The organism is Rathayibacter sp. PhB127, from assembly GCF_003751665.1.
Classification (GTDB): Bacteria; Actinomycetota; Actinomycetes; order Actinomycetales; family Microbacteriaceae; genus Rathayibacter; species Rathayibacter festucae.
In genome coordinates this window covers 244,920-262,360 of the sequence record NZ_RKHW01000002.1, presented here as the reverse complement: position 1 = coordinate 262,360, position 17,441 = coordinate 244,920, and the positions used below count along the sequence as shown (strand labels likewise).

The window sequence follows — 17,441 nt, the reverse complement described above, 5'->3', positions numbered from 1 at the left end:
ATATACCCATCGACGAGTCGGAGGAAAGATGAGCGAGGACGCAGCGCGCGGACGCGATCGGCAGCAGGTGCGCGCCGAGACCGCGCGCTTCGACGACCCGCGGGAGCTCGGGCGGCTGCTGCCTGCGGGGCTGAGGATCGGGCTCGCGCAGAGCGCCTTCCAGACCGAGGGCTCGCTCGAGGCCGGTGGTCGCGGCCGCTCCGTCTGGGACGACTTCGCCCTGCGGCGCGGCACGATCGCCGAGGAGGCGACGCCCGAGTTCGCCACCGACTTCGTGCTGCGCTGGCGCGAGGACCTCGCCCTGATGGTCGACCTCGGCGTCGACGAGCTGCGGCTCTCGATCTCCTGGACCCGGCTGCAGCCGGACGGCCGCGGACCGATCGACCGCGGCGGCCTCGGCTTCTACGACCGCCTGCTCGATGAGCTGGCCGGGGCCGGGCTGCGGATCGCGCTCACCCTGCAGCACCGCGACACCCCCTCCGCGCTCAGCGGGGGCTGGATGAACCGCGACACGGCCTTCCGCTTCGGCGACGTCGCCTTCGAGATCGGCTCGCGGCTCGGCGACCGCGTGGCGGACTGGATCACGCTGGATCAGCCGTCGACCGTGTTCCTCGAGGGCTACGCGCTGAAGAACCAGGCGCCCGGCGCCGGGCGGCTGTTCAGTGCGCTGCCCGCGCTGCACCACCAGCTGCTCGGGCACGCGGTCGCGGTCGAGGCGCTCCGCTCCGCCGATCTCGCCGGGCGCATCGGGCTCGTCGACGCGCAGGCCGTGGTGGAGCCGGCGAGCGAGTCGGAGCGGGACGGTGCGTGGGCGGCGCTCGCCGACGTCCTGCAGAACCGGCTCGTGGCCGACGCCGTGCTCACCGGCGTCTATCCGTCCGGGCCGGAGGAGCTGCCGCCGTTCCTCGCGCCGCTCGCGGGCGGCGACCCGGTGGACCTCGCCCGCATCAGCGCCCCGCTCGACTTCTACGGAGTCGCGCCGCTGGCTCCGCAGCGGATCGCCGACGGACGCGATCCGGCGCTGCTGACCGGGCCGGGTGCTCCGCCCGCTCTGCCGTTCCACGCCCGGCCGTGGCCGGAGCTCGACCGGACCGGTGACGGCTCGCCGTTCGCGCCGTGGGCGCCTGTGTCGGTGCTGCGGAGCCTCGTCGAGCGCTACGGCGACGCGCTGCCGCCGCTGGTGCTGACGGAGCTCGGCGCGAGCTACCCGGATCTGCCGGACCGGCAGGGCGCCATCGTCGACACGGAGCGGATCCGCTGGCTGGGCGCGCACCTCGGGGCGCTCGCCGAGGCCGTGCACGAGGGGCTGCCGCTGGAGGCCGTCCAGCTGTGGACGCTGGTGGACGCCTTCGAGTGGCAGCACGGCTACACCCGGCCGCACGGGCTCGTGGCGCTGGACTCCCGCAGCCGCGACCGCGTGCCGAAGGCCTCGTTCGACTGGCTGCGGAGGGTGCTGGACGAGCGCTCCTGACGGCGTCCGCCTGCGGGTCTCGATACGCCCCTGCGGGGCTGCTCGACCAGCATGAGGCGTGCCTGCGGGGCTGCTCGACAAGCAGGAGGCGGGGCTGCTCGAGCAGCAGGGGGGGCGCTCCGGCGTGGGAGACTGCCGCGATGCGCAGCCTTCTCGCCCTCGCCTCGATCCTGCACGCGGAGCCCGCCGTGGTGCTCGCCGCGCTCGCCGACGTGCTCGCGGCCGATGACGGGCCGGCGTTCGCGCGCTCGGCGGACGGGCTCGAGCGGCGGCTGCCGGTCGTCGGAGTCGAGCAGTGGCGGGTGCTCGCGGACGAGGAGGGCTCGCGGGTCGAGTGCGAGCTCGTCGCGTCCGGCGCCTCGTCCGCACTCGCGGGGGTGCTGGCCCGACGCCGGATCCGGGACGCGCCGGAGCGGTTCCGCGCGGTGGTCACCGCCGTCGCCGATGCGGTCGAGCCCCGAGCCTGAGTGCCCCCCGCACGGGGAATGCACGACCCCCGCGCGCTGTTGTTCTCGATAGCGGGGTGGGGCCCGAGTGCCTCGCCCATCGGATCGCTCGGAGGAGCTCGAGGCAGATGGCAGGAACAGGAATGAGCAAGGGACGGGGAGTGCGCGGCGCCGACGAGGAGATCGTCTACCGCCGTCACGCGAACGGACGCGGCATGGTCGCTCCGGGATCGCGCGTCTCCGCGTCGGCGTACGTCGAGACCGGCGCCTACGTCGAACCCGGCGCCACCGTCGGGGAGCGCGCGTGGATCGGTGCCGGCAGCTGGGTCGACCGCGACGCGATGATCGGGCACAGCGCCTTCATCGGCGCGAACGTCCACGTCGGCCCGGAGGCCATCATCGGCCCCGGTGCCCGCATCGGGAGCTACTCGCGGATCGGCGGCTCGGCCGTCGTCGCGACCGGCGCGCGGGTCGACCGCGACACGGTCATCACCCCGGGCAGCCGGTTCGGCACCGACGACGGCGTCCGCGAGATCGGCCGCCGCGCCGCGTAGGCCCGCACGACCCCACGACCCTGTTCCGCCCGACCTCGGCGCTCCCAGAGCGGCACCGAGGCGGCGGAATAGGGTCGTTCCATGTTCGAACTCCATCACCTCAGCGCCCAGGAGCAGTGGGACTGGCTGCAGCGCGGCGAGATCACCCCGCTCGAGCTGACCGAGCACTACCTCGACCGCATCGAGCGCTGGAACGGGGAGCTCGGCGCCTTCACCACCGTGACCGCGGACGCGGCGCGGGCCCGGGCGGCCTCGATCGGCTCCGTGCCGCGCACCGCGCTGCTCTGGGGGCTGCCGAGCGGCGACAAGGACCTCTGGCGCCGGGCCGGTGTCCGGACCACCTTCGGCTCGCGGCTGCGCGAGTCCTTCGTCCCCGACGCCTCCGACGAGATCGTCCAGGTGCTCGACGCGGCGGGGGCGATCAGCCTCGGCAAGACGGCTGCGCCCGAGTTCGGCATGCCCTCCTACACCGAGAACCTCGTCGGACCGCCGACGGTCACGCCCTGGGACACCGCGCTCGGTGCGGGCGGGTCCAGCGGTGGCGCGGCGAGCGCGGTCGCGGCGGGTCTGCTCCCGTTCGCACCCGGCTCCGACGGCGGCGGCTCGATCCGCATCCCGGCCGCGGCCTGCGGTCTGGTCGGTCTCAAGCCCTCGCGTGGGCGGGTGCCGGCGCTGTCCGGAGTGGGCGGAGTGGGCGGCCTCGTCGTCGCCGGTCCGCTGACGCGCTCGGTCGCGGACGCCGGGATGCTGCTGGAGGGGATGCTCGAGCGCCGCAACGGCGTCGTCCCGCAGCGCACGGCGCTGACCGCGCCGGGCGACGGCGACGGCTCCTTCCTCGGTGCCGCCGTGCGCGGGGAGGGCCGCTTCCAGATCGGCGTGCTGACGGCCTCGCCGTGGGACGAGGCGTACGACATCGGGCTCGCTCCGGAGGCGCGCGCCGCGCTGGACGAGGGCATCGCGGCGCTCTCGGCGCTCGGCCACGGTCTCGACGACGCGGTGCTGCCGCCGTCCGCCGCCTACCCCGACGCGTTCCGGATGCTCTGGCAGAGCGGGGCGTCGACGCTCCCGATCGAGGGCGACGAGCTCGACCTGCTGGAGCCGCTGACGCAGTGGCTGATCCGCGAGGGGCGGAAGCGCTCGGCGCGCGAGATCGTCGAGGCGGCGGGGGTGCTGTCCGCCTACGAGCGCGCGGTGATCGCCGCCTTCTCGCCGTTCGACGCGATCCTCACCCCGTCGATGACGATGACGCCGCGGCCGGTCGGCTGGTACGACGCCGAGGATCCGGAGCGCAACTTCGAGCAGCAGGTGCGCTACACGCCGTACACCTCCTTCGTGAACGTGAGCGGCCTGCCCGCGATCGCGCTGCCGTTGAGCGTCACGGCGGACGGCCTGCCGATGGGGATCCAGCTGATCGGGCGCCCCGGCGGCGAGGCGGTGCTGCTCTCGATCGGCGCGCAGCTGGAGCGCCGGGCGCGCTGGCAGCGGCGGCACCCGCCGCAGTGGTGAGGCCCGGGGAGCCGGGCGCCGCGGACACCCGGCGAACGGGCAGGTCCGCACCCTTGGCCGGTCAGGTTAGGCATGCCTATACTTACTTCCGATGTGCATGTTCGAGGGACGAGACGGCTCGGAGCCGGTCGACGTCAAGCAGTTCCTGATCGCGGGTGACGAGACCGTCGTGCCCTGGATCCAGAGCATGCTCGACGCGCTCCCCGCGAACGCCCGGGGCCAGGTCTTCGTCGAGGTCGACGACGCCCGCGGCCTGCCGCCGCTCTCGGCGCCCGGCCGCGTCTGCGTCACCTGGCTCGGCCGCTCGCAGCGCTCCGGCGCTCCCGGCACCGGCCTCGCCTGCGCGCGCGGCGTCGCGCTCGACCGTGCGGTGCGCGCCTGGATGGGCGAGATGTCCGTCGTCGACGGGGACTACCCGTGGGCGGACGACCGGCACGACTTCTGCGCCTGGATCGGCGGAGAGGGCGCCGTCGTCGCGGAGCTCGCCGCCGATGTCGACGCCCGCCTGCGGGTGTCCGCCGAGCACGCCGCTCGCTGAGAGCCACTCAGGATTAGGTAAGGCTTACCTTCTCTGCGAGACTGGACCGGTGCCTCCGCTGACCGAAGCCCCCGCCCGCCCGGCCTACCGGCCGTATCTCGCGACCGTCGCCCGCGCGACCCGGATCGCGCCGCACTTCATCCGGATCACGCTGACCGGTGACGACCTCGGCTCGGTCGGCTGCACCGGCCCGGACCAGCGGATCAAGCTGGTCGTGCCGACGCCGACCTCGAGCGCGCACGACTTCATGGGCTCGGTAGCGGACGAGAGCGGACCGGACGGCCTCGCTCCCGACTGGTACACCCGCTGGCGCGAGCTGCCGGACGCGCTGCGGAACCCGCTGCGCACCTACACGATCCGCGCGACCCGCCCCGAGCTGGCCGAGGTCGACGTCGACTTCGTCGCGCACGGCGACACCGGCCCCGCCTCCGCCTGGGTCGAGTCGGCCCGAGTCGGCGCGCAGGTCGTCATCATCGCGCCCGACACGCGTTCGGAGCTGGCCGGCGGCGGCGTCGAGTGGCACCCGGGTGCGGCGACGACGCTCCTGATGGCGGGCGACGAGACCGCGGTCCCCGCGATCAGCGCGATCCTCGAGAGCCTCCCGGCGACCGCAACCGGCGCCGCCTTCCTCGAGGTGCCGAGCGCGGCGGACGTCCTGCCGCTTCAGCACCCCGCCGGAGTCCGCGTGCACTGGCTCGTGCGCACCGGGACGACGCCGGGAGCGCAGCTCGGCGACGCCGTCCGCGGCTGGGCGACCCGATTCCTCACGGCCCATCACCGCGGGGTCGAGGTGTCGGACGTCGACGTCGACAGCGAGATCCTCTGGGAGGTGCCCGCGGAGCGCACCGACCCCGGCCTCTACGCCTGGATCGCCGGCGAGGCCGGCGCGATCAAGCTCATCCGCCGCTGCCTCGTCACCGAGCTCGGCGTCGACCGGACGCGCGTCGCCTTCATGGGCTACTGGCGGACGGGACGCTCCGAGGCCAACTAGCCTCGCGCAGCGTCCCCTCCGCCCTCAGAGCGCGGCGGGGACGCCGACCAGGCGGCTCGAGAGCGTCCAGAGGTCGCGGCCGAGCTGCCGGTCGCGCGCCTGCGCGGCCATCGCGCCGCCGGGCCGGAGCCCGTCGAAGTAGCTGCCGCTCGCCGCGCCGACGTCGGGCTCGGACGCCAGCGTGATCAGCGGGACGGCGCCCGCCTCGACGGAGATGCCCGGCGATCCGCTCAGCGACAGCAGCGACATCAGCCGCGAGTCGGCGCCGAAGCCGGTCGCGACGACGCCCGGGTGGAACGAGTAGGCGTCGACGGCGGTCGGCAGCAGGCGCTCGGCCAGCTCGCGGACGAAGAGGATCGTGGCGAGCTTCGAGGTGCCGTAGGCGCGCCAGCCGCCCAGCCACGGCCCGCGCCGGCGGTCGAGGTCGTCGAGCGAGAGCCGGCCGATGCGGTTGGCGGCGCTCGCGGTGGAGACCACGCGGGCACCGGGGCGCTCGCGCCCGGTCTCGATCAGGCGGGGGAGCAGGAGCCGCGTCAGCAGGAACGGCGCCAGGTGGTTGCTCTGGATCGTCCGCTCGTGCCCGTCGATCGTCTCGCCGCGGTGCGAGACGAGACCGCCCGCGTTGTTCGCGAGCACGTCGATGCCGTCGTAGCGGGCGAGCAGCGCCGCCGCGAGGTCGCGGACGTCGTCGAGACGGTCGAAGTCCGTGACGAACGGGTCGCCGCCGATCTCGTCGGCGACTGTTCGGGTCCGCTCCGGGTTCCTCCCGACGACGGCGACGCGGGCGCCGGCCGAGGCCAGCGCGCCGGCGGCGACCCGCCCGATCCCGGAGCTCGCCCCGGTGAGGACGACGACGCGCCCCGTCTGATCAGCGACCACGGACGTAGCCGCCCTTCTCGAGGCCGGCCTCGATCTCGAAGCGGTTCCGCAGCGGGTCGCGGCCGGCGACGAAGTACATCAGCGGGAACCACATGCCGAAGGTGCGCCACTGCTCCTTGTGCACGGCCTCGTGCTCGAGCACGCGGTCGGAGACGTTGCTGTCCGTCAGGTAGCTCGTGCCGACGCAGGAGCCGCCGCGGCCGAAGGCCCAGGAGGGCAGGCCGGTGAAGACGACGAGCCCGTTGCGGCGCTCGATCGGGCCCGTGCTCCAGAGCGCGCCCCAGGCCAGTCCGACCGCGCAGGCGAAGAGGTAGCCGGGCCGGGTGATCGCCGGGTCGAGGGCGACGACCGCGACCGCGCGCCGCAGGGCGCTCACGCGCTGTCGCGTCCGTAGGTCTCGAGCAGGCGCAGCCAGACCTCGCTGATCGTCGGGTAGGAGGGGACCGCGTGCCACAGGCGGGACAGCGGGACCTCGCCGACGACGGCGATCGTCGCGGAGTGCACGAGCTCGCCGACCTCCTTGCCGACGAAGGTGACGCCGAGCAGGACCTTGCGGTCCTCGTCGACGACCATCCGGGCTGTTCCCTTGTAGCCGACGGCGGCGAGCGAGGCGCCGGCGACGGAGCCGATCTCGTAGTCGACGACCCGGGTGCGGTAGCCCGCCTTCTCGGCCGCGGCGGCGGTGAGGCCGACGGAGGCGACCTCCGGGTCGGTGAAGACGACCTGCGGCACGGCCTCGTGGTCGGCCGTGGCGACGTGGGCGCCCCAGGGCGCGTCCTTCACCTCGCCGCCGGTGCTGCGGGCGACGATCACGTCGCCGGCGGCGCGGGCCTGGTACTTGCCCTGGTGGGTGAGGAGCGCGCGGTGGTTGACGTCGCCGACTCCGTAGAGCCAGGGCGTGCCGGAGCCGACCGGGGAGCCGTCCTCGCCGAGCACGAGCATCGTGTCGTCGACCTTCAGAGAGTCGCCCGGCTCGAGCCCGACGACCTCGAGGCCGATGTCGCGGGTCTGCGGGGCGCGGCCGGTGGCGGCGAGGATCTCGTCGGCCTCGACGACGTCGCCGCCCTCCAGGGTCACGGCGACGGTGCCGTCGGCGCGGCGCTCGACGGACGCGGGGGAGCCGCCGATCCGCACGTCGACGCCCAGCTCGCGGAGGGCGTCGCCGACCAGCTCGCCGGCGAACGGCTCGAACGGGGCGAGCAGCCCGCTCCGGGCGAGCAGGGTCACGGTGGCGCCCATGCCGGCGTAGGCCGTCGCCATCTCGCAGGCCACGACGCCGCCGCCGATGACGACGAGGCGGTCGGGGACGATCTCGGCGCTGGTCGCCTCGCGGCTGGTCCACGGCGAGGCGGCGCGCAGCCCCGGGATGTCGGGGACGACGGCACTGGTGCCGGTCGCGACGGCGACTGCGCTCCGGGCGTGCAGGACGCGGACGGAGCCGTCGGGGGCGGTGACGCTCACCTCGCGGACGCCGCTGAGGCGGCCGTGGCCGCGGACGAGCTCGATGCCGGCGCCCTCGAGCCACTGGACCTGGCCGTGGTCGTCGAAGCCGCTGGTGACGGAGTCGCGGTGCGCCAGGAGCGCGGCGATGTCGACGCCGCCGGTGACGGCCTGCGCCGCTCCCGGGAGGTCGCGGGCGGCCCGCAGCGCCATCGGCGCGCGCAGCAGCGCCTTGGACGGCATGCAGGCCCAGTAGGAGCACTCGCCGCCGACCAGCTCGCTCTCCACAATCGCGGCGGTGAGGCCGCCCTGCACGGCGCGGTCGGCGATGTTCTCGCCGACCGGCCCCGCGCCGATGACGATCAGATCGAAGGTGTCGGTCGCTGCGGTCTCGCTGGCGGCGTCGGTGCTCGGCGTGGTCATGGTCTCTCCGGATCGTTCTCGGGGGCGGATCGCCCGTTCTGTCCTGGACTCCGGCGCCGTGCGGCCCGGAGGACGTTCTCAGTGCGCGGGCACGATCTCGGCCCGCCAGCCGTCGTAGCGGCCGCCCTCGCGCTCGACGACCTCGATCACCTGGCGGAGGAAGGCGGTCGTCGCCTCCTCGTCCACCGCGGCGTGGTGGCTCGCGACCAGCACGAGGCGCAGCCGCAGGCGCGAGATCGCGATCTCGAAGCCGGAGGCGACGAGCGCCCGCCCGGCCCGGCGCGCCCTCGAGCGGCGGGAGAAGACGGCGAAGTGGTCGACCTCGCGCAGCTCCCAGACCTGGTCGCCGTAGCGCAGGCGGACCTCGAGCTGCTGGGCCGCGCGCTCGCGCTGGGTATCGAGGACGGACCGCTGCCGGGCCGCGGGATCGGCGGTGCCGGTGGTGGTCGGGACGGACGTGGTCACGGGTGCCTGCTCGCTCATCGGCCGGTGAACTCCGCTCGGGTGCGGGAGAGGAAGGCCTGCATGCCGATCCGCGCGTCGTCCGACGCGGCGAGGCGTGCCAGCTCGGCGGGCAGCGCAGCGGCGGCCTCGGCGTCGGAGGAGGCGACGGCGAGGCGGGCGCTCGCGAGCGCCGCCTGGACGGCGAGCGGAGCCTGCGCGGCGATCCGCTCGGCGAGCGCTCGGGCCGCCTCGGCGACGGTGCCGTCGGCCACCACCTCCTGGACCAGGCCGATCCGGTGCGCCTCGCGGGCGTCGAACTCGTCGCCGGTGAGGATCCAGCGCATCGCGTCGCCCCAGCCGGCCGCGCGCGGGAAGCGCAGCGTGGCGCCGCCGAAGGGGAGGATGCCGCGCGCGACCTCGATCTGCCCGAAGCGGGTCGACTCCTCGGCGAGGACGACGTCGCTCGCGAGGGCCAGCTCGATGCCGAGGGTGAGGCAGGTGCCCTGCAGCCCGATCACGACGGGCTTGGCCACCGGGCGGGTGCGGATCGCCCACGGGTCGAGGCCGCCCTCCGGCACGAAGTCCAGACCGTCGCCGCCGAGCCGCGGCTCGATGTCGGCCAGGTCGAGCCCGGCCGTGAAGTGGGCGCCCTCGGCGAGGACGACGCCCGCACGCAGCTCCGGATCGCGGTCCAGCTCGCCGTAGGCGGCGGCCAGCTCGCGCAGCAGCCGGAAGTCGGCCGCGTTCCGCTTCTCGGGCCGGTCGAGGACGATCTCGAGCACGTGCCCGCGCCGTTCGGTGCGCACACGTCGCCGGTCGTCGCTCATCGGTCCTCCGCTCGGGTCGCGTCCGTCCATCTTGCCCGGTGCCGCCGACAACGGGTCGCGGCGGGGCGCCGATTCGGAGTCGCCGCTCAGGCCGACGACGTGCCGGCCGGTGCTCGGACGGCGCGGAGTGCTCAGACGCCGCGGGTCGTGGCGCCGACCAGGCGGAGGATCGTCGGCAGGTCGTCGACCGCGGCGGTCGGCGAGGAGGGCGCGAAGGAGGTGAGGCCCGCGCCCGCGAGCGGGAACCGGGCCCGCAGCGCGGCGAGGCACTCGACCAGCCGCGAGGCGGGGACGCCGAACGGCACGGGGTCGAAGAGACCGGCGACCTCGGCCGGGTCGAGGACGTCGAGGTCGATGTGCACGTAGACCGAGCCGGCACCGGTCGCCTCGACGGCGGCGACGAGCGCCTCCGGATCGAGCGCGTCGACGCCGAGGTGGGTGGCTCCGCGCTCGAGCAGTCCCTCGAGCTCGCCCGGGTCCGAGGCGCGGACGCCCGCGAGCACGACGTGCTCGTCGGCGATCCGGTCCGCGGCGGACGCGCTGAGCAGTCCGACGCCGCGGCCGAGGACGGCCGAGAGCACCATGCCGCAGAACGCGCCGCTCGGCGAGGTCTCAGGCGTGTTCGCATCCGGATGCGCGTCGAACCAGACCAGCGCGACCGGCTCGGCGGAGGAGCGGACCGCGTGCCCGATCGCCGCGAACTCCACGCCGCAGTCGCCGCCGATCGTCACGATCGGCCCGGGCCGGCCGGCCAGCGCCTCGCGTACCCGCTCGGCGGTCACGGCGACGGACGCGTAGCGGCGGACCCCGGTGTCCTGCGCGTCGCCCGCCTCCGGCGGGACGTCGACGACGACCGTGGCGGAGGAGGGCAGATCGCCGCGGATCGCCTCGGCTCCGTCGACGAGGCGCATGGCCCGCGTCGAGGCGGACCCCTGCCACTGGGGGACGACGAGGAAGGAGGCCATGGCTCTCACTATGGCACGCGGCTCGCGGGGGTCGAGGCCTCGCCGGATCAGGCGGCCGGGAGCTCGCCGGACGTGCCCGCGAGCGGATCCGCGGACGGCGCCTCGGGGCCGTCGAGGTCGAGCAGCGCCTCGTCCAGCGCGGAGCGGGCCCGGTCGTCGGCGGCCCTCGCCTGCTCGAGTGCGGCGGACGGGGCGGCCGCCGCGAGGTGCAGGGCGGCGTCCAGCTGGGAGCGGGTCTCCTCGGCGAGGATGCGCGGTGCGGCGGTGATCCGCTCGCCGTGCACGGCCGCCAGCAGGGCGACCGCGTCGGCCCCGAGCAGGGCGACGGTGCGGGCCCCCTCGACGAGGAGCAGCTGCCGCTCGGCCTGCGCCCGCGGCTCGCGGTAGCCGGCGACCACCGCGTCGAGGGCGGCGTCGGCCTCCAGCAGCAGGGCGAGGACGACAGAGGGGTCGTGCCGGACGTCCGAGGCGCGCGCGTCGTCGGCGCTGAGCAGCAGAGCGGTCGCGGCGGCGCAGGCGGTCGCGACGTCGGCGGCGGAGGCGAGCTGCGCGGTGGTCCGCACACCGGTCAGCGTGGCCGCGCGGTCGAGGTCGTCGCGCACCGAGCGCTCCAGAGCGCTCAGCTGGGTCTCGGCGCGCTCCAGCAGCACCGTCTGCGCCTCGACGGCGTCGAGCAGTGCGGCCGCGGCGGAGTCGTCGCGCTCGGAGGCCGCCTCGATCGCCTCGCGGAGCGGGCGCACCTGGCGCTCGGAGGTGGTGCCCGCGAGGACGGAGACGTCCGCGCGGGAGCGGTGCAGCCGCTCCGGGAGGGACGGGATCGGCGAGGTCACTCCGTGATCGTACGGGCCCTGTGTTACCGACCGTGTCGTCGCGGCTCGACCCGCTGCCCGCCCGTGCCCAGGATGGAGGCATGCCAGGAACGCTCGCCATCGTCGAAGTCGCCTCGACGCGCCCCGGACGCGACGAGTACCACGCCTACGTGCAGATGCTCAACGGCCGCATCCTCGGCCTCGCCCGCGAGCTCGGCTGGGAGGCGGAGCGCTTCGCGGCGGAGGACCTCGGCACCGCGCGGCTGCTCGAGCGCACGCTCGGCGCCGACGCGATCGTGCTGGCCGGCGGCGAGGACATCGCCCCCGAGCGCTACGGCGTCGCCCGCGGCTACGCCGGCGAGGGCCCGCACGCGGAGCAGGCCGACGCCGCCCAGATCGCCCTGGTCCGCCGGGCTCTCGCCCGCCGCACCCCGCTGCTCGGCATCTGCCGCGGGCTCCAGATCGTCAACGTCGCCCTCGGCGGCACGCTCGTCCCGGACCTCGGCCCGGAGGCCGCGCACCTCAACGCCGACGCACCGGTGCACGAGCGCATGCACCGCCACGACGTGGTGCTCGCCGCGGACTCGACCCTCGGCGGCCTCTTCGGCGCGGAGGCGCTCGCCGTGCAGAGCGCGCACCACCAGGCGGTCGACGCCCTCGCCCCGGGCTTGCGGGTCGTCGCCCGAGCGGAGGACGGCGTCGTCGAGGCGCTGGAGCACCGGGACGCGCCGATCGTCGGCGTGCAGTGGCACCCGGAGGACCCGGCGGCGCCGGCCGGGCAGCTCGCCGTCCTGCTCGAGGGGCTCGCGCACGCCGTCGCCCGGCAGAACCCGGTCGAGGCCGTCGCCGCCTGAGCGCCGCCGACCCCGACCCGGATCCGTCCGGGTCGCGCCTCAGCCGGCCAGCCGCGCCATCCAGGCCTCGATCTCGTCGGCGGAGCGGGGGATGCCGGCCGACAGGTTCTCGGCGCCGTCCGCCGTCACGAGGACGTCGTCCTCGATCCGCACGCCGATGCCGCGCAGCTCCTCGGGGACGGTGAGGTCGTCGGGCTGGAAGTAGAGTCCCGGCTCGATCGTGAAGACCATGCCGGCCTCGACGATCCCGTCCAGGTACATCTCGCGGCGGGCCTTCGCGCAGTCGTGCACGTCGAGGCCCAGGTGGTGGCTGGTGCCGTGCACCATGTAGCGGCGGTGCTGCTGGTTGTCGGCCTCGAGCGCCTCCTCGGCGCTCACCGGGAGCAGGCCCCACTCCGCGGTGCGCCGGGCGATGACGGCCATCGCGGCCGCGTGCACCTCGCGGAAGCGGATGCCGGGCCGGACGATCGCGAACGCGGCGTCGGCCGCCTCCCGCACCGTCTCGTGCACGCGGCGCTGCGCCTCGGTGTAGCGGCCGTCGACGGGGAAGGTCCGGGTGATGTCGGCGGTGTAGTAGCTCTCCTGCTCCACGCCGGCGTCGAGGAGGACCAGGTCGCCGGGGCGCACCGGCCCGTCGTTGCGGGTCCAGTGCAGGATGCAGGCGTGCGCACCGGCGGCGGCGATGGTGTCGTAGCCGACCGCGTTGCCGTCGGCGCGGGCGCGGCCGTTGAAGACGCCCTCGATCAGGCGCTCGCCGCGCTCGTGTCGGACGATGCGGGGCAGGTCGGCGAGGACGTCCTCGAAGCCGCGGGCGGTGGCGTCGACGGCCGCGCGCAGCTCGGCGATCTCGTACTCGTCCTTGACCAGGCGCAGCTCGGAGAGGTCGCGCTCGAGGGCGTCGCCCTCGGTCTCCGCGCCGGGTGTCTGCGCGTCCACGCGCGCGGTGACCACGGGGTCCGCCTCGCGGAGGACCGCGACCGGCGCCTCGCCGGCGTCCAGGACGGCGTCGAGCTCCGCGATGCCCCGGGTCTGGAGTCCGAGGTCGGCCGCGACCTGCGAGAGAGAGGGGCGCGGGCCGATCCAGAATTCGCCGATCTCGGAGTTCGCGTAGAACTCGTCGGAGTCGCGGCCGGCCCGCTCGCGGAAGTAGAGCGTCGCGGTGTGGCCCTCGCCCGCGGGCTCGAGCACCAGCACGGCGCCGGGCTCCGAGTCCGAGCCCCAGCCGGTCAGCCAGGTGAAGGCGGAGTGCGCGCGGAAGGGGTAGTCGGTGTCGTTGGCGCGCTGCTTCAGCCGCCCGGCCGGCACGATCAGCCGGACGCCGGTGTGCAGGGCCGAGAGGCGCTCGCGGCGGCGCGCGGCGAAGGCGGCCTGCTCGCGCGGCGCGGGGAGGGTCTCCTCGCGCTCGGCCCAGCCGGACGCGATGAAGTCGCGGAACCGGTCGGAGCCGGGGGTCGTGGAGCGGTTCGTGGTCGCGCGCGGCGCGGGAGCGGCGGCGACGGTCTCCGGTGCGGCGGTGGTGGTCTGCTCGTCCGTGTTCGTCATGCCGCCATTCTCCTCCCTGCGCCCGACACGGCGGCCGGGGCTGAGGGGGCAGGGGTCAGGACGACTCCTTGACCATCCCGCGGACGGAGAGCTGCGCGAGCACCGGGCGGTGGTCGCTGCCGGCGTCGTCCTGGTCGTCCAGCACGTCGAAGCCGGACACGTCCCAGCGACCGGAGAACAGCACGTGGTCGATCGGAGCGGCGAGGGCCGGCGGGAGGCTCGTCGGCCAGGTGCCGACGGCCGCGGCGTTCGCGAGCCGTCCGGCGTCCGTGCAGCCGCCGAGGTCGGCGTCGCCCGGGAGGGCCGACCAGTGGTCGAGAGTCGAGTTGAGATCACCCAGGACGACGAGGTCCTCCTCGGCGGTGCAGAGGTCGGCCAACCTGGCCAGGTCGCTGCGCCACTCGGTCGCGTGGGCGGGCAGCGGAGCGGTGGTGTGCACGGCCGCGATCACCGGGCGCTCCGGGGTGTCGGGGCGGGCGACGAGGGAGGCGCTGGTCGCGGTCGGCGTGCTCGCCGCGTCGACCGAGTAGCCGCCGAGGGCGGGCGAGAGCAGCAGCGCCGTGCCGTCGCTCGGCCCGGTGCCCAGGACCAGGTGCAGGATCATCGGGCGGCCGGCGGCGGCGAGGGCGTCTCCGACCTGCTCGGCGCGCTCCTGCGACACCTCGAGCAGGGCGACCGCGTCGGCGGCGTTCGCGTCCGCGAGCGCGGCGACGGTCTCGGCGGGGACGCCGTCGTGCAGGAGGTTCCAGCTCAGGACGCGCAGGTCGCCGAGGCGGTGCGCGCGGGGCGGGGCGGAGTCGTCGCCGCGGACCGCCTGCAGTCCGCCGAGCACGAGCGCGAGGGCGACGCCGAGGGCGCCGAGGACGAGGGCGAGCCGGCGCACGGGCTCGACGAGCACCGCGACGACGACGAGGACGACGGCTCCGGCGACCCCGGCCAGGGCGGTGGCCGCGCGGAACGAGACCAGCTGCGCGAAGGGCGTCTGACCGGCGAGGCCGAAGAAGCCGGGTGCCGCGACCACCAGCAGCACGATCGCCACTGCGAGCGCCACCGCGAACTTGACCAGTCGTGTCCCCATCCCGGCTCAGGCTAGGGCATCGGTCCCGGGGAGTCCGCAGGACGCGCGTCTACGATGGCCGGATGCATGTCCCCGGAGGCGGGTACGACCTCCACACCCACTCGCTCGTCTCCGACGGCACCGAGCCGCCCGAGGTGCTCGTCCGCGCGGCCGCCTCGGCCGGTCTCGACGGCGTCGCGCTGACCGACCACGACACCACCCGCGGCTGGGCGGCGGCGATCGCCGCGGCCGAGGAGGCGGGCATCGACCTGCTGCCCGGGATGGAGCTCTCCTCGAGGGTCGGCTGGGCGAGCGTGCACGTGCTCGCCTACCTCCCCGATCCGGAGGACCCCGGCCTCGTGGCCGAGACCTCGCGGATCCGCTCGGAGCGCTCGCACCGCGCGCAGGCCATCGTCGCGGCGATCGCGGCCGACTACGACCTCACCTGGGACGACGTGCTGGCGCAGACCAGCCCCGGCACCACGATCGGGCGCCCGCACATCGCCGACGCCCTGGTCGCCCGCGGGCTCGCGACCGACCGCTCGGCGGCGTTCGCGGGGATCCTCGACTGGCGTGGGGGCTACTTCCAGCCGCACTACGCCCCGGATCCGGTCGAGGCGGTGCGGCTCGTGCGGGCCGCGGGCGGCGTGCCCGTGATCGCGCACCCCGCGACGAGCACCCGCGGCATCGCGATCGAGTCGATGCTGCCGGAGCTGGTCGACGCGGGGCTCTTCGGCCTCGAGGTCGAGCACCGGGAGAACACCGCCGCGGGCAAGCGGCGGCTGCGCGAGTTGGCGGCGCGGTACTCCCTCGTCACGACCGGGTCGAGTGACTACCACGGCACCGGCAAGCCGAACCGGCTCGGCGAGAACACGACGGCGCGCGCGACCGTCGACGCGATCCGCGGGGCGGCGCGGGCGGGCTGAGCCGCGCCGTCGGCACGGCGGGCGGGTCTCGATACGCCGCTGCGCGGCTACTCGACCAGCATGGTCCGCCGCTGGTCGGCGGCGGTCGCGCCCGGCATGCTCCGCGGCGGTCGACGGCAGCCGCGCCACCGCATGCTGATCGAGTAGCCCGCGGAGCGGGCGTATCGAGATCCACCGCCGTCAGAAGCTTGCGCTGCTCAAGGCCGGGTCTCGATACGCTCCTGCGGAGCTACTCGACCAGCATGAAGCGGCTGCTACGCCGAGCCGTCCGGGCGGGGGCTACGGCGGCGCTGGCGGGTGCGGCGGCGGGGCTCGCTGTTGCCGTCGTGGTGCTCCTTGCTCTCGCTCGAGGGCGCCTGGCCGGTCTGCACCGGCTCGCCCTCGGTGACGGCGGGAGCGGTCTCGGCGGCGTCACCGCGGCTGCGGCGGCGCGGCTCGCGGCCGCCCTCGCGCGGCTCCCGCGGCTCGCGCTGACGGGGAGCGCGCTCGGGGCGGGCGTCCGCCTTCGCCTCGGCGGGGATCGGGGTCGGCTTCAGCCGGCCCTTCGTGCCGACGGGGATCGCGAGGTCCTCGTAGAGGTGCGGCGACGAGGAGTAGGTCTCGACCGGGTCCGGCTGGCCGAACTCGAGCGCGCGGTTGATGAGGGCCCACTTGTGCAGGTCCTCCCAGTCGACGAAGGTGACGGCGATGCCGGTCTTGCCGGCGCGGCCGGTGCGGCCGACGCGGTGCAGGTAGGTCTGGTCGTCGTCCGGGATCGTGTGGTTGATCACGTGGGTCACGTCGTTGACGTCGATGCCGCGGGCGGCGACGTCGGTCGCGATCAGGATGTCCTTCTTGCCGGCCTTGAACGCGGCCATCGCGCGCTCGCGCTGCTCCTGGTTGAGGTCGCCGTGCACGGCGGCGGCGTTGAAGCCCCGGTCGTTGAGCTCCTCGACGATGCGGGCGGCCGCGCGCTTGGTGCGGGTGAAGATGACGGTCTTGCCGCGGCCCTCGGCCTGCAGGATGCGGGCGATGACCTCGTCCTTGTCGAGCGAGTGCGCCCGGTAGACGATGTGCTTGATGTTCGCCTGCGTGATGCCCTCGTCGGGGTCCGTCGCCCGGATGTGGATCGGCTTGTTCATGAAGCGGCGCGCGAGGGCGACGATCGCGCCGGGCATCGTCGCCGAGAAGAGCATGGTGTGGCGGGTGGCCGGGGTCTGCGCGAAGAGCTTCTCGATGTCGGAGAGGAAGCCGAGGTCGAGCATCTTGTCGGCCTCGTCGAGGACCATCGTCTGCACGCTCGCGAGCGAGAGCAGGCGCTGACCGGCGAGGTCGAGCAGGCGGCCCGGGGTGCCGACGACGATCTGCGCGCCCGCCTTGAGCTGCTCGATCTGACCCTCGTAGGCCTTGCCGCCGTAGATCGAGACGATCTTGGTCGGCCGGTTCGAGGCGGCGAGCTCGATGTCCTCGGTGACCTGCACGGCCAGCTCACGGGTCGGCACCACGATCAGCGCCTTGACGCCGGGCTCGGGGTCGTTGCCGAGGGCCTGGATGAGGGGGAGGCCGAAGCCGAAGGTCTTGCCGGTGCCGGTCTTGGCCTGCCCGATGATGTCCTGCTTCTGCAGGGCCAGCGGGATGGTCTGCTCCTGGATGGGGAACGGCTCGAGGATGCCCTTGGCGGCGAGTGCGGCGACGATGTCGTCGTCGATGTTGAGGTCGGAGAAAGTCACGGAGTGAAGCGCCTGTCGTGTCGAACGGTCCACGCCCCTGTACGACTCGGGCGCAGGGTC

18 protein-coding genes are annotated in these 17,441 nt (G+C 74.9%); 8 read left to right on the top strand and 10 right to left on the bottom strand.

What is annotated here, in order from left to right; all coding sequences use genetic code 11:
• Nucleotides 1-28 precede the first annotated feature (28 nt).
• The 6 genes from EDF22_RS11755 to EDF22_RS11730 all read left to right on the top strand — a co-directional run bounded on the left by EDF22_RS11755 (nt 29) and on the right by EDF22_RS11730 (nt 5,506).
• Nucleotides 29-1,471: a glycoside hydrolase family 1 protein gene (locus EDF22_RS11755; RefSeq protein WP_123705121.1), complete on the top strand. Its 1,443-nt coding sequence runs from the start codon at nt 29-31 to the stop codon at nt 1,469-1,471.
• A 140-nt stretch (nt 1,472-1,611) separates the two neighbouring features.
• On the top strand, nt 1,612-1,938 hold the full coding sequence (locus EDF22_RS11750) for a hypothetical protein (RefSeq protein WP_185038874.1): 327 nt from the start codon (nt 1,612-1,614) through the stop codon (nt 1,936-1,938).
• Nucleotides 1,939-2,060: 122 nt separating this feature from the next.
• Nucleotides 2,061-2,471 (top strand): transferase, encoded by a 411-nt coding sequence (locus EDF22_RS11745; protein ID WP_133963110.1) that lies wholly within the window; start codon nt 2,061-2,063, stop codon nt 2,469-2,471.
• A gap of 81 nt (nt 2,472-2,552) precedes the next feature.
• Complete coding sequence (locus EDF22_RS11740) at nt 2,553-3,977, top strand: amidase (protein ID WP_123705119.1); 1,425 nt, start codon at nt 2,553-2,555, stop codon at nt 3,975-3,977.
• 97 nt (nt 3,978-4,074) lie between these two features.
• Nucleotides 4,075-4,515, top strand: a complete 441-nt coding sequence (locus EDF22_RS11735; RefSeq protein ID WP_159422291.1) for an SIP domain-containing protein — start codon at nt 4,075-4,077, stop codon at nt 4,513-4,515.
• A gap of 49 nt (nt 4,516-4,564) precedes the next feature.
• Nucleotides 4,565-5,506 carry a siderophore-interacting protein gene (locus tag EDF22_RS11730; RefSeq protein ID WP_260303431.1) on the top strand — a complete coding sequence of 314 codons (942 nt, stop codon included), beginning with the start codon at nt 4,565-4,567 and terminating at the stop codon, nt 5,504-5,506.
• 24 nt (nt 5,507-5,530) lie between these two features.
• Here the strand turns inward: EDF22_RS11730 and EDF22_RS11725 are convergent, their stop codons facing one another.
• The 7 genes from EDF22_RS11725 to EDF22_RS11695 all read right to left on the bottom strand — a co-directional run bounded on the left by EDF22_RS11725 (nt 5,531) and on the right by EDF22_RS11695 (nt 11,314).
• Complete coding sequence (locus EDF22_RS11725; protein WP_123705116.1) at nt 5,531-6,385, bottom strand: SDR family NAD(P)-dependent oxidoreductase; 855 nt, start codon at nt 6,383-6,385, stop codon at nt 5,531-5,533.
• Nucleotides 6,375-6,761, bottom strand: a complete 387-nt coding sequence (locus EDF22_RS11720; protein WP_123705115.1) for a Fe-S oxidoreductase — start codon at nt 6,759-6,761, stop codon at nt 6,375-6,377. Before EDF22_RS11720 ends, EDF22_RS11725 begins: the two co-directional genes overlap by 11 nt.
• Nucleotides 6,758-8,248, bottom strand: a complete 1,491-nt coding sequence (locus tag EDF22_RS11715) for an NAD(P)/FAD-dependent oxidoreductase (RefSeq protein ID WP_123705114.1) — start codon at nt 8,246-8,248, stop codon at nt 6,758-6,760. The genes EDF22_RS11720 and EDF22_RS11715 overlap by 4 nt, the downstream gene beginning before the upstream one ends.
• A gap of 78 nt (nt 8,249-8,326) precedes the next feature.
• Nucleotides 8,327-8,713, bottom strand: a complete 387-nt coding sequence (locus tag EDF22_RS11710) for a ribonuclease E inhibitor RraB (RefSeq protein WP_165909157.1) — start codon at nt 8,711-8,713, stop codon at nt 8,327-8,329.
• Between the two features lie 14 nt (nt 8,714-8,727).
• Nucleotides 8,728-9,519: a crotonase/enoyl-CoA hydratase family protein gene (locus tag EDF22_RS11705; protein WP_123705112.1), complete on the bottom strand. Its 792-nt coding sequence runs from the start codon at nt 9,517-9,519 to the stop codon at nt 8,728-8,730.
• 131 nt (nt 9,520-9,650) lie between these two features.
• Complete coding sequence (locus tag EDF22_RS11700) at nt 9,651-10,484, bottom strand: arginase family protein (RefSeq protein WP_123705111.1); 834 nt, start codon at nt 10,482-10,484, stop codon at nt 9,651-9,653.
• A 47-nt stretch (nt 10,485-10,531) separates the two neighbouring features.
• Complete coding sequence (locus EDF22_RS11695; protein ID WP_123705110.1) at nt 10,532-11,314, bottom strand: hypothetical protein; 783 nt, start codon at nt 11,312-11,314, stop codon at nt 10,532-10,534.
• An 80-nt stretch (nt 11,315-11,394) separates the two neighbouring features.
• Here EDF22_RS11695 and EDF22_RS11690 point away from each other — a divergent pair, with 80 nt between their 5' ends.
• Nucleotides 11,395-12,147 carry a gamma-glutamyl-gamma-aminobutyrate hydrolase family protein gene (locus tag EDF22_RS11690; protein WP_123447594.1) on the top strand — a complete coding sequence of 251 codons (753 nt, stop codon included), beginning with the start codon at nt 11,395-11,397 and terminating at the stop codon, nt 12,145-12,147.
• Between the two features lie 39 nt (nt 12,148-12,186).
• Here the strand turns inward: EDF22_RS11690 and EDF22_RS11685 are convergent, their stop codons facing one another.
• Both EDF22_RS11685 and EDF22_RS11680 read right to left on the bottom strand, forming a co-directional pair.
• A complete protein-coding gene (locus EDF22_RS11685) occupies nt 12,187-13,689 on the bottom strand; it encodes an aminopeptidase P family protein (protein ID WP_123705109.1) in 1,503 nt (500 codons plus the stop codon).
• Between the two features lie 55 nt (nt 13,690-13,744).
• Nucleotides 13,745-14,767 (bottom strand): endonuclease/exonuclease/phosphatase family protein, encoded by a 1,023-nt coding sequence (locus EDF22_RS11680; protein WP_123705108.1) that lies wholly within the window; start codon nt 14,765-14,767, stop codon nt 13,745-13,747.
• Between the two features lie 62 nt (nt 14,768-14,829).
• On the opposite strand from EDF22_RS11680, the gene EDF22_RS11675 reads away from it, so the two are divergent.
• Nucleotides 14,830-15,672 carry a PHP domain-containing protein gene (locus EDF22_RS11675; RefSeq protein WP_123705107.1) on the top strand — a complete coding sequence of 281 codons (843 nt, stop codon included), beginning with the start codon at nt 14,830-14,832 and terminating at the stop codon, nt 15,670-15,672.
• Nucleotides 15,673-15,926: 254 nt separating this feature from the next.
• Here EDF22_RS11675 and EDF22_RS11670 read toward each other — a convergent pair whose 3' ends face one another.
• On the bottom strand, nt 15,927-17,381 hold the full coding sequence (locus tag EDF22_RS11670; protein ID WP_123705106.1) for a DEAD/DEAH box helicase: 1,455 nt from the start codon (nt 17,379-17,381) through the stop codon (nt 15,927-15,929).
• Nucleotides 17,382-17,441: the final 60 nt, after the last annotated feature.